The 15985-nt window shown below is 62.6% G+C and carries 15 protein-coding genes; 7 read left to right on the top strand and 8 right to left on the bottom strand.

From position 1 onward, the window contains the following. Positions 1-135: 135 nt before the first annotated feature. Together DQW91_RS05650 and DQW91_RS05645 are read left to right on the top strand one after the other, a co-directional pair. A complete protein-coding gene (locus DQW91_RS05650) occupies positions 136-1251 on the top strand; it encodes an aminotransferase class I/II-fold pyridoxal phosphate-dependent enzyme (protein ID WP_157961352.1) in 1116 nt (371 codons plus the stop codon). Positions 1252-1260: 9 nt separating this feature from the next. Then, entirely contained in the window at positions 1261-2604 is a 1344-nt protein-coding gene (locus tag DQW91_RS05645; RefSeq protein WP_112662627.1) for a M20/M25/M40 family metallo-hydrolase, read from the top strand. Positions 2605-2607: 3 nt separating this feature from the next. On the opposite strand, the gene rocD is transcribed toward DQW91_RS05645, so the two are convergent. Both rocD and rocF read right to left on the bottom strand, forming a co-directional pair. Continuing rightward, entirely contained in the window at positions 2608-3819 is a 1212-nt protein-coding gene (gene rocD, locus DQW91_RS05640; RefSeq protein ID WP_112662626.1) for an ornithine--oxo-acid transaminase, read from the bottom strand. A 15-nt stretch (positions 3820-3834) separates the two neighbouring features. Beyond that, complete coding sequence (rocF, locus tag DQW91_RS05635) at positions 3835-4785, bottom strand: arginase (RefSeq protein ID WP_112662625.1); 951 nt, start codon at positions 4783-4785, stop codon at positions 3835-3837. A gap of 129 nt (positions 4786-4914) precedes the next feature. On the opposite strand from rocF, the gene DQW91_RS05630 reads away from it, so the two are divergent. The 3 genes from DQW91_RS05630 to DQW91_RS17340 all read left to right on the top strand — a co-directional run bounded on the left by DQW91_RS05630 (position 4915) and on the right by DQW91_RS17340 (position 7014). After that, positions 4915-5334, top strand: coding sequence for an Lrp/AsnC family transcriptional regulator (locus DQW91_RS05630; protein WP_198411806.1), 420 nt, complete (start codon positions 4915-4917; stop codon positions 5332-5334). 142 nt (positions 5335-5476) lie between these two features. Then, the gene (locus DQW91_RS05625) at positions 5477-6112 is read left to right on the top strand and encodes a response regulator transcription factor (RefSeq protein WP_112662623.1); all 636 of its coding nucleotides are present in this window, start codon (positions 5477-5479) and stop codon (positions 6110-6112) included. Between the two features lie 134 nt (positions 6113-6246). After that, entirely contained in the window at positions 6247-7014 is a 768-nt protein-coding gene (locus DQW91_RS17340) for a sensor histidine kinase (protein ID WP_112662622.1), read from the top strand. 8 nt (positions 7015-7022) lie between these two features. Here the strand turns inward: DQW91_RS17340 and DQW91_RS05615 are convergent, their stop codons facing one another. The 3 genes from DQW91_RS05615 to tam all read right to left on the bottom strand — a co-directional run bounded on the left by DQW91_RS05615 (position 7023) and on the right by tam (position 9863). After that, positions 7023-7568 (bottom strand): HdeD family acid-resistance protein, encoded by a 546-nt coding sequence (locus DQW91_RS05615; protein ID WP_157961350.1) that lies wholly within the window; start codon positions 7566-7568, stop codon positions 7023-7025. Positions 7569-7642: 74 nt separating this feature from the next. Continuing rightward, positions 7643-9052 carry an amidase gene (locus tag DQW91_RS05610; RefSeq protein ID WP_112662620.1) on the bottom strand — a complete coding sequence of 470 codons (1410 nt, stop codon included), beginning with the start codon at positions 9050-9052 and terminating at the stop codon, positions 7643-7645. 37 nt (positions 9053-9089) lie between these two features. Next, on the bottom strand, positions 9090-9863 hold the full coding sequence (gene tam, locus DQW91_RS05605) for a trans-aconitate 2-methyltransferase (RefSeq protein ID WP_112662917.1): 774 nt from the start codon (positions 9861-9863) through the stop codon (positions 9090-9092). 579 nt (positions 9864-10442) lie between these two features. On the opposite strand from tam, the gene pxpB reads away from it, so the two are divergent. Both pxpB and DQW91_RS05595 read left to right on the top strand, forming a co-directional pair. Next, positions 10443-11186: a 5-oxoprolinase subunit PxpB gene (gene pxpB / locus DQW91_RS05600; RefSeq protein WP_245410918.1), complete on the top strand. Its 744-nt coding sequence runs from the start codon at positions 10443-10445 to the stop codon at positions 11184-11186. Then, a complete protein-coding gene (locus DQW91_RS05595) occupies positions 11183-12205 on the top strand; it encodes a 5-oxoprolinase subunit C family protein (RefSeq protein ID WP_112662619.1) in 1023 nt (340 codons plus the stop codon). The genes pxpB and DQW91_RS05595 overlap by 4 nt, the downstream gene beginning before the upstream one ends. A gap of 3 nt (positions 12206-12208) precedes the next feature. Here DQW91_RS05595 and DQW91_RS05590 read toward each other — a convergent pair whose 3' ends face one another. The 3 genes from DQW91_RS05590 to DQW91_RS05580 all read right to left on the bottom strand — a co-directional run bounded on the left by DQW91_RS05590 (position 12209) and on the right by DQW91_RS05580 (position 15890). Beyond that, the gene (locus DQW91_RS05590; RefSeq protein ID WP_112662618.1) at positions 12209-12973 is read right to left on the bottom strand and encodes a LamB/YcsF family protein; all 765 of its coding nucleotides are present in this window, start codon (positions 12971-12973) and stop codon (positions 12209-12211) included. Positions 12974-13044: 71 nt separating this feature from the next. Beyond that, entirely contained in the window at positions 13045-14727 is a 1683-nt protein-coding gene (locus tag DQW91_RS05585; protein ID WP_112662617.1) for a calcium-binding protein, read from the bottom strand. A 158-nt stretch (positions 14728-14885) separates the two neighbouring features. Beyond that, entirely contained in the window at positions 14886-15890 is a 1005-nt protein-coding gene (locus DQW91_RS05580) for an adenylate/guanylate cyclase domain-containing protein (RefSeq protein WP_157961349.1), read from the bottom strand. Between the last annotated feature and the right edge of the window lie 95 nt (positions 15891-15985).

The following is a 15985-nucleotide window of genomic DNA, read 5'->3' as shown; positions in this document are numbered from 1 at the left end:
ATCCCTATCATCGTTGATATGGACAGAAAAGTCTAAATTGGACTTGACTGTGTATTTGCTCCTGCCATGCTGATGCCCGTTCGATCATGGTATGGTTGCGGGCGGCGCGTTCGCCCGGGCCTTTGGAGCATTGCGGTGGAATTCGATACCTTCCTCATGGAGCGGAACCAGACGCTTTTCGAAAACGACGTCGAGATCAATCTCACGGAAAGCGGCGTTCATCCTTGCACGATTGAGGACATTCTTCCCGCGAGCGAAGCGCAGGCATTGTTGAAGCTGCCGCTCGGCTATGGATGGACGGACGGGCGGCCCGATCTCCGGCAAGCCATCGCGAGCTGGTATGACGGCGCGACACCGGCCAATGTGCTCGTCACCAACGGCTCCTCGGAAGCGACGATGATCGCGCTGATGGCGCTCATCAATCCGGGGGACAAGGTTCTGTTTCTCGTTCCCAACTTCATGCAGGTCGATGGCCTGGGGCGCGCGCTCGGCATGAATGTTCGCCGTCTGCCGCTTCTCGCCGATCAGGGTTGGCAGGTGGATGTGGAAGCTCTGCGTCGGGAAGTGGCCGGCGGCGTGAAGATGATCGCAGTCACCAATCCCGGCAACCCGACCGGGGCGGTGCTCTCGCGCAAGAGCCGTGAGGCGCTGATCGCCGCCGCGCAGGAAAGCGGCGCATGGCTCCTGGTCGATGAGATCTATCGCGGAGGCGAGATCGACGGTGTGGAGACGGAGAGCTTCTTCGGTTCCTACCCGCGCACCATCATCACGAGCAGCCTGTCGAAGTCCTTTGCGTGTCCTGGCCTTCGTCTCGGCTGGGTCGTCGCGCCGGAGGGCGTGATCGCGGAAACAGCCAAGCGACAGGATTACACGACCATCGGCAGCGGCATTCTGAGTCAGCTTCTGGCGGCAGCGGTGATGGCTCCGAAAACGCGCGAGCGCATTCTGGCGCGTGGACGCGCCGTCTTGCGCGAGAACGCGGATATCGTCGCGCGCTGGGTGGAGAAACAGAACCGCTGGTCATGGCAACGCCCCGCCGCGGGCGGCATGGCGTTCCTGCGCTACGATTTCGACATGCCCTCCGAGACGCTTTCAGAAGAGCTCCGAAAGGAGGAGAGCGTGTTCGTCGTCGCTGGAAGCTGGTTCGGGATCGAAAACCACATCCGCGTCGGCATCGGCGTGGAGAAGGAACACCTGATCGAAGGCCTGGCGCGGCTTGAGCGTTTTGTCGCGCGGCGCGGCCTGATTTAAGAGAACGTCATGTCTCTCAATGATCAGATCGCGCGCGGCAAGGAGGATCTCAGGCGGCTTGTCGCCATTCCCTCGGTGAGTGCGAGAGGCGAGAGGCTCGAGGAATGTGCGAACACCGTTCGCGATCTTCTCACAGAGGCAGGCTTTGCGACCGAGATTCACCCCGGTGAGATCGGCCCCTTCGTCGTGGGGGAGATCGGCAACGGTCCCCTCACGATCATGGTCTACAATCACTATGATGTTCAGCCCGAAGACCCGGTTCCGCTTTGGCACAGCGCGCCGTTCGAACTCAGCGAACGTGACGGGAAGTGGTTTGGACGCGGCGTCGCGGATGACAAGGGCGAGTTTGCGAGCCGTCTCGCAGGCTGGCGCTTGTTCCGTGAGCGTAATCCGGGCGCCCTGCCATTCAAGCTGATCTGGCTGGTGGATGGCGAGGAGGAAATCGGCAGCCCCTCGCTTGAGGCGTTTCTCAAAAAACGCTTCGCGGGTGAGCGGGTCGATGCCTGCTGGTGGGAATATGGCGAGATCGATTCCGATGGCCGCCCCATCATTCTCTGCGGTTTCAAAGGCGTTCTCGGAATCGAGTTGCGGTGCCGAACCGCGCGCGCCGATCTTCATTCTAGCCTTGGCGCGGTCTTCGACAATCCGCTCTGGCGATTGGCGAGTGCGGTGGCGTCCATGCGCGACAGCCGGGGCCGCATTCTGATCCCGGGCTTCTACGATGCCGTGCGCGCGCCGACACCCGAGGAAGAGGCGATTGTGCAAAAGCCGCCCTTCAGCTTCGAGAGCCTCACCGCCGCCACCGGCGCGCAGCGCGCGTTGGAGGGGATCGACGAGGAAACCTTTTTCCGCGCACTGAATTTTGAGCCGTGCCTGAACGTGAACGGCTTTGGCGGCGGATATGGCGGCGAGGGCGCGAAAACCGTTCTTCCGGCGGACGGGTTCGTGAAGCTCGATTTTCGCCTCGTGCCGGATCAGAACCCGAGGGAAGTGACGAAGCTCGTGCGCGCGCATCTCGACGCGCAAGGCTTTGCCGATATCGAAATCGTCGTTTACGACGACATCGTGAAGCCGGTCCGCTCTTCGCCGGATCACTGGTTCGTGCAGGAGGCAAAGCCCTTGCTTGAGGCGCATTTCGGCAAGACGGCGATCGTTCAGCCGAGTTCGCCTGCCTCCGGTACGGCGCATCCTTTCGTGGAGCAATTGGGCGCGGAGATCGTCGGCATCGGCTTGACCTACCACGGCGCCATGCTTCACTCGCCAAATGAAAACATCATTCCCGAACAATTCGGGACGATGGTTTCATTCTCCGCCGATCTCTTTGAGGCGCTCAGCCGCCGGGCGAGGGGCTGAGACCTACGCGAGAGAGGTCAACACCGCTTCGATCTGCCCGCTCGCCCAATCGACCTGATCCTTCGTCACCACCAGCGGCGGGGCGATGCGGATCGTGTTCACATGCGTATCCTTCACCAGAATGCCGCGCTGGCGCAGGGCCTCGCAATAGCGCCGCGCGCCGCCGGCTTCCGGGTGAAGTTCGACAGCCAGCATGAGGCCGCGCCCGCGCACTTCGCGGACAGCGTTGCTGCGGATGGCCTCGATCTGCGACTTGAAATAGGCGCCTTGCTTCGCGGAATTCTCGATCATCCCTTCTTCGACGAGCACCTTGAGCGCCGTGCGCGCGATGGCGCAGGCGAGCGGGTTGCCGCCGAAGGTGCTGCCATGCTGTCCGGGCTGCAACACGCCGAGCACTTCGGAATTCGAGAGAACGGCTGAGACGGGATAGAACCCGCCGGAGAGCGCCTTACCGATCAGCGTCACATCCGCCTCGATGCTCTCGTGCTCTTCCGCGAGAAGCTTACCGGTGCGCCCCAGGCCGGTCTGGATCTCGTCCAGAATGAGCGTGACGCCGTGGCGCGTGCAGATCTCACGCACCTTCGGGAAATAGCCCTTCGGCGGAATGATGACGCCGGCCTCGCCCTGGATCGGCTCGACGAGAAAGGCGACCGTGTTCGGCGTGATGGCGGCTTCCAATGCGGCGGCATCGCCGAAGGGGATAATCTTGAACCCGGGCGTGAAGGGGCCGAAATTCCCGCGCGCTGTTTCATCCGTGCTGAAGCTGATGATGCCGAGGGTGCGGCCGTGGAAGTTCTCGCTGCAGACGATGATCTCGGCCTTGTTCTCGGGAACGCCCTTGACCTCGTATCCCCATTTGCGAACGGCCTTGATGGCGGATTCCACCGCCTCCGCGCCGCTGTTCATGGGTAGCACCTTGTGCGATCCGGTGAGCGCCGCGATCTCTTCGTAGAACGGAGCGAGTTGATCGTTGCGGAATGCGCGCGAGGTGAGTGTGAGTTTCTTCGCCTGCTCCATCATCGCTGCGAGAATTTTCGGGTGGCAATGGCCCTGGTTGACGGCGGAATAAGCGGAGAGGCAATCGAGATAGCGGTTGCCGTCGACATCCCACAGCCAGACGCCTTCGCCGCGTGAGAGGACGACATCGAGCGGCTTGTAGTTATACGCGCCGAGCCGGTTTTCGGTTTCGATGAGGGCATGTGTCGCGCTGCTCATGGGGAGCTCTCTTTTTCAAAGACGATGAACGATCTGGCGCCCGAAGAGGCTTCCGACCAGATCGACGAGAAGATGGGCGCTCTTGCCGCGCTCATCGAGGAATGGGTTGAGTTCGACGATGTCGAGCGATCCGACGAGGCCGGAATCGTGCAGCATCTCCATGATGAGATGCGCTTCGCGATAGGTTGCCCCGCCGGGGACGGGGGTTCCGGCTCCGGGCGCGATGGAGGGGTCGAGAAAATCGACGTCGAGACTGACATGGAGATGCCCGTCCCGCGCCGCGACATGATCGATGATCTGCCGCATAAGAACAGACACGCCAAACTCGTCCACCTGGCGCATGTCGCAGACATGGACACCACGCTCTCGCAACAGGGCCCGCTCGTCGCGGTCCACCGAGCGCAGGCCGAAGATATAGAGGTTCTGCGGCGGCAAGGGGCTGAACGGACTTTCGAAAAAGCCATTAAAACCTTTCTCGCCACAGAGAAACGCAGTCGACATGCCGTGCATGTTGCCGGAGGGCGATGTCTCCGGCGTGTTGAAATCGGCATGCGCATCGAGCCACAGTACGAAGAGGTCGCGCTTGGCCTTCGCGCAGTGCCGCAGGACGCCGTGAACGGACCCCATCGACAGGCTGTGATCCCCGCCGAGGAAGATCGGCAGGTACCCATCCTGCAGGAGGCGATAGGAATGGTCGCTCAGGCTGCGCGACCACGCGGAAATCTCATCGAAGAAACGCGCGTTGCGGCCTTTGCCGTTGTCGCGCGGAAAATCGGAAACCGAAAGATCGCCGCGATCCTCGATGTGGTGGCCAAGCTCTTGCAGGTTCGAGATCAACCCTGCCGTCCGCAGGGCGGCGGGGCCCATGACGGTTCCGAGTTGGCTCGCGCCCACCTGAACGGGCGCTCCGAGAACGGCAAAGCGCGGCTTCGCGAGCTTGGGGCGAGGGGCGTGGGCGTCAGGCATCGGTGGCGTTTCCTTCGTCGCCGACCATTATCCACTGTCACAAGTGGCGGGTTGAAGCCGGATAAGCGACAAATATGGTTACTTCATTTGTCATTTTGGTAAGGTGGTATTGCCATAATGGACACAATGATGGACGAGCTCGATCAAAAGCTGCTGGCCCTTTTGAGGGCGGATGCCCGGCAACCCGTTTCAACCCTCGCCGACCTGCTGAGGGTCTCGCGGGCGACCGTGCGCGCCCGGATCGAGCGGATGGTTCGTAGCGGCATCATTCAGGGTTTCACGGTCACGTTGGGTTCGGAAGCGCAGCCCAACGCCATCCGCGCCGTCACCATGATCGAGGTCGAAGGGCAGGGGGCGGACAAAGTCATCAAGCGCCTGCAAGGCTTTCCGGAAGTGTCGCGCATCAACACGACGAACGGGCGCTGGGACATCGTGGCCGAGATCGAGGTGGCGACGCTGGAGGAGTTCGATCAGGTGCTCCGGCGCATGCGCGAGGTCCCCGGAATTTCCTCCACCGAGACGAGCATCATGCTCTCCAAGCGCAAATGAGAAGGCGGCAAGTGAGAGGCGGATTGCCTTCCTAGATAGTTGCCCCATATCGGATCTCAGGGTTTCCCCGAATGTCGCAGAGGAAGGGACCCGCTAGAGTTGATGCGATGCCAATCCTTGATTGAGGCGGGGGTCCGTTGCCATGCAACGCGTTCTGATTGCCGACGACCATCTCGTCGTCCGTCGCGGCTTGCGCGCCATTCTGGAGTCGCAGCCGGGATGGGAGATCGTTGCCGAGGCGGCGACAGGCGAAGAAGCTGTCGAGGAGGCGCTGCGGGTCAGGCCCGACATCGCCATTCTTGATTTCTCCCTTCCCGATCTCGATGGCCTGCAAGCCACGCGGCGAATTCGCCAGTCGCTCAGGACCGAGGTTCTCATCTTCACGATGCATGAGAGCGAGCAGATCATTCGAGATCTGCTGCGGGCCGGCGCGAAGGGCTACATTCTCAAGACCGATGCGGACCTGCACCTCTTGGCCGCCCTCAACGCTCTCTCGCATCATCGGCCTTATCTGACGTGGCGCGCCTCGGAAGCCTTGCTCGATTCCTTGAAGGATCTCCCGTCCGCACCGCATATCGAAGGCCTGTTGACCGCACGGGAGCGGGAGGTGGTGACCCTGATCGCGGATGGGCTGAGCAACAAGAGGGCGGCGCTGCATCTCGATGTCAGCGTCAAGACGATCGAAAGCCATCGGGCTGCGGCCATGCGGAAACTCGGTATATCCTCCACGGCGGAACTCGTACGCTACGCCGTCCGAAGCCACTTGATCTCAGCGTGACGTCATGACACCGTGTTCGCGCTCATTGGGCGATCCGATGCTTTGAGCGGCTGTCTGTTTCGTGGCAGCGCGCTGTCGAAGCCAAAAACAAAAATATCTTTTGTGGGGCTAAAGCAATAGCGAGGGCGTGCGCTATGACTGAAGCCGCCATTCCGCAGGAAAGAGCTCGCCGTCTCAAGACCGTCTTGAACGCCGAAGCGATCCTTGCGCCTTCCGAATTTGTTCCCGCCAGGACTGTTTCTCCTCCCGCTCCGGGGCATGCCGAGAACGCCATTCGCAGGTGTGTCATGGATGCTGTCAGCGAGGAGCGGCGCCGCATATCCCTTGAGCTTCATGACTCGACGTTGCAGCATCTTGCCTCCGTCAGCCTCAGTTTCGCGCAACTGCGATCCTTGATCGATGTGACGCCGGACCTGAACCATCTTCTGACTGAGGTTTCCCACTCGATTGATGCCGCGGCGCGAGAGATCCGCGCTTTCAGTTATCTGCTTCATCCACCGCATATCGAACGGCTCGATCTTGACGGCGCCATCCGCGACTTCACCAACGGCTTCAAGAGGCGGACGGACATTACAGTCTCTCTCGATTTCAAGGGCGATTTCGACCGTGTGCCCGGTGAGCTTCGGATCGCCATATTCCGGATCGTTCAAGAGGCCTTCATGAACGTTTATCGTCATGCGCATGCGACCGCTGTCTCTCTGTCCCTGGCCGTACGGGAGCATGCCGTGCATCTTCACATCTCCGATAATGGACGAGGCCTTGCGAAAGATGACACAGGCAAGATAGCGCTCGGGGTTGGCATTCCCGGCATGCAGGAGCGCGTGCGTCACGCCGGCGGCGTATTTGAGATTGGGTCAGGGGAGAGCGGCACGCATATCAATGCGACCTTGCCAATCGAGTAGCTCTTCGCTCAACGGATCGTCAGGGCCTTCCAGGTGAGGGCAAGGCCGTGCGCGACGAGATCGCAGGAGATCAGAAGGCCGATAGCCCACAGGCCAGAGAAAGGCCATTGCGCGATGAGCAGGCCGCCGAGGATCAGGGAGAGAACCGCCGCGAGAACGAGCGCCGCGTTCGACTGGCGGGATTGATCCACGAAGGCCCAGATCGCCTTCAGAATGCCTGAAGCGACAAGGGCGATGCCAAGTATCAGCGTGAGAACGAGGGACGCGCTGAGCGGGTTGAAGAGCGCCCACAGGCCGCCGATGGTATAGACCAGCCCGATCAGGATGGCCGCCCAGCGAGAGCGCTTCGTCTCGACCTCATGCATCAGCGGTTCGACGATCTGGACGAGCCCCGCGGCGAGCATCAGCGCGCCGTACCACATGACGCTCGCGATGGTGATGCCGAGGGTCATGTAAAGGCCGATGCCTCCGAGGAGGATGGCGAGAAGCCCAGCTCCAAGAAGCCAGAAACGCGCACTCCTGCCCGCACTGCTCATGACGCTCCCGCCAACCATCGCCATTCTCCGCATGGGTCCTTGAACAGTAGATAGATATCTTTCCGCCCGTTCAAGCAGATTTGAGAATGAATTCAGGTGGCCGGATGCGGAAAGGCCCCGCGCAGGGTTTCGATGAGATGGCCGATCTTGAGAACGCCCGCGTCGTCATAACGGCGCCCGATGATCTGGAGGCCGGTCGGCAAGCCCTCCTGCGTGAAGCCGCTCGGCACCGAAAGGGCAGGGCATTGGCCAACGAAGTTGAAGGGGCAGGTCATGCTCAGGCCGTGATAGCGCCCCTCCGAATCCTCGAAAGCGAAATCGGCTCCGCTCGATTCAAGATCCGGTGCGGGGCCCGACATCGTCGGGCAGAGGAGCGCATCATATTTCGACAGGATGGAACTCAGGGCGTTCCAGGCCTCAGTCCTGACGATTTCGATGCTTTTGTATTGCACGGCGCTGATCGCGAAGCCCTGCTCGATATAGGCGACGACCGCCGGGTCCATGATGTCGCGATGGGCATCGAGATGCTCGCCGTAAAAGGTCGCCATGTAGACGGCCCAGTAATCGTCCCACGCATCGCCGATGGCTTTCGTCCAGGGAAGATCGACCTCTTCGACAATCGCACCGCTGGCGCGAAGCCTGTCGGCCATGTCGTAGAGGTTTCGCGCCACGTCGGGGTGAAGCGCGTAATGGCCGAGGTCGGGCGAGAGCGCGAGGCGCAGCGAACGGGGATCGATGTCGAGACGGTCCAGCGCCGGTGCGAGGCCAGGCAGGGATGAGATGTCCGCATCGTCCGGACCCTGCACGCAGGACAGGAACAGGGCGGCATCCGCGCAGGAGCGCGCCAGCGTTCCAAAATGCGCGATGTTCTCGAACTGGCTCGGAAGCAACGTGAACGGAATGCGCCCGAGGCTGGGCTTGAGGCCGACGATGCCGCAATGGGAAGCGGGGATGCGCACCGAGCCGCCCATGTCCGTGCCCTCGGCAAGCGCGACGCAGCCGGTCGCGACCGCCACGGCCGAACCGCCGGAGCTGCCGCCGGAGGTGCGCGCATCGTCCCACGGATTGCGCGTGTGGCCAAAAAGCGGGCTGCGCGTGTAGCCGGAATTCGCGAATTCGGGAGTCGTGGTCTTACCGATGACAATGGCTCCCGCCTTTCGCAATCTCGCGACGATGGGCGCATCATGCGGCGTCACATGATCCTCGTAGATGCGGGAGCCATAGGTGGTGCGTTTGCCGGCGACGGGCGTCATGTCCTTGATGGCGACAGGCACACCGTGGAGTGGTCCGACCGTGCTGCCCGAGGCAAGGCTCGCTTCCGCATTCCTTGCCGCCGCAAGCGCCTCATCGCCGTAGATATCGCTGAAGGCGTTCAGGCGAGGGTTGATGGCCTCGGCCCGCTGAAGGGCCTCCCGCACGACCTCGACAGGAGAGACTTCGTGTTGCCTGATCGCCGCGACTATTTGCGCGGCGGACCAGAAAGTTGTGTCGGGTGACGTCACGGGAAACCCCCTCTCCTGTTATCGAGAGGGATACCTATCAGCTCCGGCGCGCAACCAGAAACAGCCGAGGAAACGGCAGGAGCACTTTTCCATCGAATTGCGTCGGATAGGCGTGCGCGATCTCCGAGCGATAGAGTGCGAGAAAAGTGGCCTGTTCCGCCTCGTCGAGCGGGTCGAGAAAGGGGCGTAGGCCGGTGCCCTTGACCCATTCGACAATGGCGTCCGCATCGTCGAGACAATGGACATAGGTCGTTCGCCACAGGCCCACCGAACAGCCCGCGCCCTTGAGGCGCGCATAATAATCGCCGAACGATCCGATCTTCTCGCGCGCTGTCACCGCACCGCCGAGGCGCTGCGCCCAGGGCCCCCGCGCAGCCACGTCCCGCATCAGGACATGAGAGGGTTCATTGAAGTTATCGGGCACCTGAACAGCGAGACACCCGCCGGGATTGAGGGCCGCCACCAGGCGCGGCAGCAGCGCGGCGTGTTCGGGAACCCATTGCAGGGCGGCGTTGGCGAAGATCAGGTCGAATGGGGCGGATGGCGCCCAGGCCGAGATGTCGCCTTTTTCGAAAGCGAGATGAGGAAGGCGTTGGCGGGCCTTCTCCAGCATGGCATCGGAGGAATCGAGGCCGATGATTTCAGCGTTCGGATAGCGCCGCGCCAGAAGCTCCGTGCTGTTGCCGGGCCCGCAGCCGAGATCGATGCAACGCTTCGGATCGGTGAGCGGCACCCGCGCCAGAAGATCGATCGCAGGGCGCGTCCGCTCGTCTTCGAACTTCAGGTATTGGCCCGCGTTCCAGTCCCGCATATTTGGCCTCCTGTCGCTCCGGTGACGGACGCCGTGCGCCTCGCCACCATAACTTTCCAGATGCCTTTCATACAGAGCCGACCAGCTTTTGAGAACGGCGGAGATCATCCTGAGGCCAGCAAGGAAGCCGAGCCAGCCCTCGGCCAGTTTAGACAAGCTGGCGTCATCCTGAAGGAGCAGAGCCTGAAGGCCGGCAAAGACACTGGCGGCGATGAGCGTCGTCAAAGCCGGCCTGCGCGCGGTGAGCCACGGGCAAGAAACCGCGAAGATCGCACCGGCCAGAAGGCCTAGCCCCAACTGCTCGATATGGGAGCCAAGGTTCGGACTGGTATCGAAATGCAGAACAAGGGCGCTCTGGAAGATCAGGGCGATGCAGTAAAGCCCAACGGCGAGAGCGAGCGCTCTCATCAGGTAACGCGAGAACATGACTTTCGGATCCTTGCGCCACACGCATAGGCGCTGGAACCGGTGCGAAGCTTGCATGAGGCGCCATGCGGTGCATCTTTTCGTGTTCCGGTCTTGGATCTGGCGAAGGAGAGCCTTAAGAAGCGCTCTCCATCACGGCCAAACCGAGCCGCCTTGAAGAACAACCGCGAGCGTCCTTTGCAGCTACCGAGGATCCTGACCTGTGGCGACAGCGCCGTGTCCGTCGAGTTCGGGGATGTCATCGATCCCGCTCTCAACGCGCGGGTGCTCGCCCTCGATGAGGCTTTGCGCGAGCATCCCCCCATCGGCGTTGTCGAGACGGTGCCGACCTATCGCTCGCTGATGGTGCATTTCGATCCGGTCGTCACCGATTATGGCGCGCTCACGCGGCTTTTGACGGAGAAGGCGCTGGCTTTGACGCCGTCCACCACGGCTGGTCGGCGCTGGAAGGTGCCGGTCGTTTACGGCGGCGAATTCGGAGTGGATCTGGAAGAGTTCGCGGAGCGTCACGGATTGTCGCCGGCCCAGGTTATCGAACGGCATGCCGGTGCCGTCTATCGCATCTACATGATCGGCTTTCTGCCGGGCTTCGCCTATCTCGGCGGGCTCGATCCGGCGCTGGCGACGCCACGGCGCACGCAGCCGCGCCCGAGGATTCCAAGCGGCTCCATCGCTATCGGCGGCGCGCAAGCCGCCATCGGTTCCGTCGAAGGACCGAGCGGCTGGCATCTTCTCGGGCGGACGCCGGTGCGCAGTTACGATCCGAAGCGCGATCCCGTTTTCCTTCTCGAGGCGGGAGACGAGATCGTTTTCGAACCTATCGACCCGTCGCGGTGGGATGCGCTGGAACGCGCTGCCAGCGCGGGCGAGCCGGTGGCGGAGATCGTGACGCCATGACCGATCTCATCGTGAAATCATGTGGGCCGATGACGACGCTGCAGGATCGCGGGCGCTTCGGCTATCAACGCTTCGGCGTGTCGCCTTCGGGCGCGATGGACATGCGCGCATTGGCGCTCGCCAATGCGCTGGTCGGCAACGCGACGGACATGGCGGCCATCGAATTCATGAATCTCGGCGGCGCATTCACCTGCGAGGGTGGGGATCTGCGCCTTGCCGTCGCCGGGGCCGGAGCGACGCTGAGTATCGAGGGACACACCGTTGCCCCGCAGACGGCGGCTCTTTTGCGGGAGGGTGAAACGGCGCAGGTCAGCCCGACGCGCACGGGCACCTTCACCTACCTTGCCGTCGGCGGCGGCTTTGCGGTTGCGCCTCAACTGGGGAGCCTGTCGCTGCATCTGCGCTCGCGGCTCGGCGGGTTGAACGGTGAGCCGTTGAAGGCGGGTGACAGGCTAGCCTGCGCGCCCGACAACAGCGCCGACCTCTTTCACGATCCTCAACCGCTCTCCGAGGTCGAGGGCCCGATCCGCGTGATGCTGGGTCCGCAGGACGACTACTTTTCGGATACGGGTTTGCGGACGTTCCTGGAAGAGGAATACACCATCAGCCCGCAAGCCGACCGCATGGGCCTTCAATTATCGGGGCCTCAGATCGAGCATGCGCGGGGATTCAACATCGTCTCCGACGGCATTGTCGCAGGGCACATCCAGGTTCCCGGCAGCGGCTTGCCGATCGTGCTGATGCGGGACCGGCAGACGGCCGGCGGCTATCCAAAAATCGCCACCGTCATCAGCGCCGATCTCAACCGCTTCGCGCAGATGCGTCCGGGAACGAAGGTGCGCTTCACGCCGGTCGAGCGGGAGGAGGCGATAGCCGCCGCCAAGGCCGTGCATGACTGGATTGAGACATTGGCCGCGCGTCTCGTGCCAGTCCGTTTTTCGCTGACGACTGAGCATCTTCTTTCCACAAACCTGATCGGCGGGGTCGTCAGCGCCACGCCGGAAAAGCCGACGCTCTAAAGCTCACTTGTTGGCAAAAGCCGCGATGGTGACGCCCGCCGCCTCCAGCCTCTCGCGAATGACTTTCGCCATCGCGACCGCGCTCGGCGTGTCGCCGTGAACGCAGATCGATTCAACGGTGCAATCGAGACGCTTGCCTTTCACCGAGCGGATCGCGCGATCCTCGATCATGCGCAGCACATGGGCCGCGGCTTCTTCCGGATCGTGAATGACGGAACCCGGAACGCTGCGGCTGGTGAGATTGAATGTGTCATCATAGGTGCGGTCGGCATAGACCTCGAGCGCGAAGGGCAGGCCGAGCTTGCGCGCGGCGCGCTCCGTCGCCATGCCGGGCATGACGAGATAGATCAGGTCTTTGTCGATGGCCTTGATGGCGCGACCGATGGCGAGCGCGAGATCATCGTCCTCCGCCGCCATGTTGGCCAATGCGCCGTGGCTCTTGACGTGGGTGACCTTATGGCCCGCGAGCGTCGCCATCGCCTGAAAAGCGCCGATCTGATAGGCGACCATCTTCTCGATGTCGGCGGCGCTGTCGCCCTTGATCGCCCGCCTTCCGAAACCCCAGAGATCGTTGAAGCCTGGATGCGCGCCGATGGCGACATTCCGGGCTTTGGCCTGCGCTGCCGTGGCGTGCATGATGACCGGGTCGCCCGCGTGAAAGCCGCAGGCGACATTCGCGGTGGTGACGATATCGAGCATGGCATTGTCATCGCCCATTCGCCACGGCCCGAATCCCTCGCCCAGATCCGAATTGAGATCGACCTTCATGCGCTTGCCTCGTCCTCCGCCTTCGAGGCTCTGTTAGCACGTTCGGCGGCGAAGGGGGATTCGTCCCAGCGTCAGAAAAGCCAGAACGCCGCGTCGGTGAGGTCCGTCCCAGGCTCGACGATAGCGAACTTGACCTGTGCCTTCGCTCCCGTTCCATCGGGATCGTAATAGAGGATGCCGCTCGGCTTGTCGTAGATGATCCGGTCCGAGGCGTCGTGAGCCTTGGCGCCGATCCAGAAGGCATCGCTGCTCAGGGCGCCGTAGCCGATATTGGCGAAGACCTTCGCCTTGAGGCTGATGCGATCCGTCCACGGGTTGAAGTCGGAAATCCGGTCGACGTTCGTCCGGGAGTCGGGCCTCGTGTCGAAGATGAAGGTGTCGTAGCCTTCTCCACCTGAGAGCAAATCGTTGCCGAGGCCGCCGGAAATCGTGTCGTTTCCGCTGTCGCCGAAGAGCCTGTCGTTGCCGCTTCCGCCCGAAATCAGGTCTTCGTTGTAGCTGCCGTAAATCGTATCGCGCCCATCGCCTCCAGAGAGGGTGTTGTTGCCGGGGCCGCCGTAGAGAAGGTCGTTTCCAGCGCCGCCATAGAGGCGGTCGTCCCCGATATCGCCGTAGAGAACGTCGTTGCCGTCGCCGCCGTAAAGGCGGTCATCGCCCGTTCCGCCGAAGAGCCTGTCCTTGCCCGCGCCCCCGGAGAGGAAGTCGTTCCCGACATCGCCGTAAAGCGCGTCGTTGCCGTCCTCTCCATAAAGCTTGTCGCTGCCCATGCCGCCATAGAGCTTGTCGCTGCCGATGCCGCCATAAAGTCTGTCGTTGCCGCCATCGCCATAGATGGTGTCGTTGCCCGCAAGGCCCTTCAGCACATTGTGGCCGGTGTTGCCGGTGATCTTGTTCGAGAGACTATTGCCGGTGAGCGCAATCGATGCCGTTCCGCGCGCTGCGATGGCTTCCACATGGCTGGCGTCGCTGAGCACGTAGCTCACGCTCGAAAGCGCGGTGTCAAAGCCCTGGCCGGGCGTTTCGACGATGACGTCCAGGGCGTTGTCGATGATGTAGGCGTCGTTGCCGAGCCCGCCCGTCAGCGTGTCGGCTCCGCGACCGCCGTCGAGGATGTTGTTGCCGTCGTTGCCGAGGATCTCGTTGGCGAATTCGTTGCCCGTGAGGGCAAGGGCCTTGCGGCCTGCCGCTGCCTCCAGCCGTTCCACCTCCGAGCCTTTCGCGAGCGCGAAGCTGACGCTGGCGATCACGATGTCGCGGCCCGCACCTGCGGCCTCGACCACGCGGTCGTTGGTATCGTCGACAAAGTAGAGATCGTCCCCCGTGCCTCCGGCCATCGTGTCCTCGCCCTGGCCGCCGTCGAGGGTGTCGTTTCCGGCATAGGCGTCGAGATAGTCGCCTTTGGACGAGCCGGTGAGCGCATCGTCTCCGGCCATCGCGACGGCGGCAGCGTCCGCGCCTGCCTGCTGGAACACTGAAAGGCTGCCGCCGTATGAGAACCGCGTAACGCCATCGAGTGCGTTGCCGTAGGACAGCCAGGGGCTTGCGCCTGCGGAGAAGGTGAGGCCGGAGACAGCGCCGCCGCTGGCGGGAGTCAGTCCGGTACCGAAATAGACGGCTGTGACGCTGATCCTGTCGACCAGCGTCGTCAGGGTGGCGGCGCTGGTTCCGTCGAAGACGATTGCGCTGGTGGCCGGGGAGAACAGGTCGCGGACGCGATAGCCCGACATGCTCGCATGGAATTGGACATTGGCCATCGCGGCGACACACTCCAGCCCACCGAGGCGGCGGGCGCTCAGGAACGGAGGGGCTGGGGTGAGAAATTGCGCCTTCCGATGCGGAAGGTCATATCCGATTGGATGCCCCCGTTTCAAGGCGAAGGCGAAGGGTGGCTCCTTCGCTCATGTGACCGGGCTCAGCTGTCCACGGCCATGACGGTGAGATGCTGGTCCCGGCCCCGCACGGCATGGGGGCCGAGATCGCGGACGGTGAAGCCCGGGGGCAGCTTGATCTTGCTCAGGAGATCGCTCGACACCAGGAACGCCTCATTGAAGGCCTTGCCGAGGGTCTCCAGGCGTGCGGTGGCGTTCACCGTGTCGCCGACATAGGCGATCTTGTGCTTCTCGACCCCGATTTCCGCCGTGACGACGGGCCCGCAATGGAGCGCCGCGCGGAACCTTGGAACGACCCCGAAGCGGGCTCGCCATTCCCCGGCGTCCCGCTCAATCTGCCTTTGGGCGGCGCGCACGCAGCGCAGGCAGCGGGCGTCCTGCACGCCGCGCTTGAGAGGCCAGGTAATCATCGCCATGTCGCCGATGTAGTCGTCGAGCGAACCATGCGCGCGGCGCACGGGGTCCGCGAGGGTTGCGAAGAAGGCGCCGAGAAACTCCTGATAGCGCATCGGTCCCATCTTCTCGGCCATCGAGGTCGAGCCGACGAGATCGATGAAGAGGAACACGCGGTCTTCCTCCACCGGCCGGTAGTAACGCCCGATCAGGAGGTTGAAGAACACCTCGCTACCCACGAGATCCCGCATCCGCAGGATGAAGGCGACGAAGGCGGAGACAATGAGGGAGTAGACGAGGATGCGCGGGGTCGGCAGCACCGTCTCCCAGAACGGATCGTCAAGAACGCCCAGCGCCAGGAGAGCGCTGCCTGCAATGACGTTGCTCAAGACGATCAGGGTCACATAGATCGAGATTGAGCTCAGGGCATAGAGCGGGGCTGAAAGCCGCTTCAGGCGCTTCTGCAGCCTCGCAAAAAGATGCCCACGCTCGAAACTTAACAGGAAAAGCGCGGTCACGATCCCGTAGGCCGAGCCGATCAGGGGCTTTCCGTTGTGAAAGATGAAGGCATAGAACGACCCGGCCAGCGCGCCGATGAGCATCGCAAAAACCCAGAATCGAATCTGCTGGTTCATGGGGGCGCTCTCATTCCGAAAGGTCTGAAAGGACGCAAAAATCGTTCGTCCAGCTCGAGCCTGATCGTGTCTCTTTGAAACACGATCAGGCTCGA

Origin of the sequence: Microvirga flavescens, assembly GCF_003290125.1 — a bacterium.
In the GTDB taxonomy this organism is placed as follows: domain Bacteria; phylum Pseudomonadota; class Alphaproteobacteria; order Rhizobiales; family Beijerinckiaceae; genus Microvirga; species Microvirga flavescens.
The sequence above is the reverse complement of the archived record's forward strand: the minus strand, read 5'-3'. Positions and strand labels throughout refer to the sequence as shown.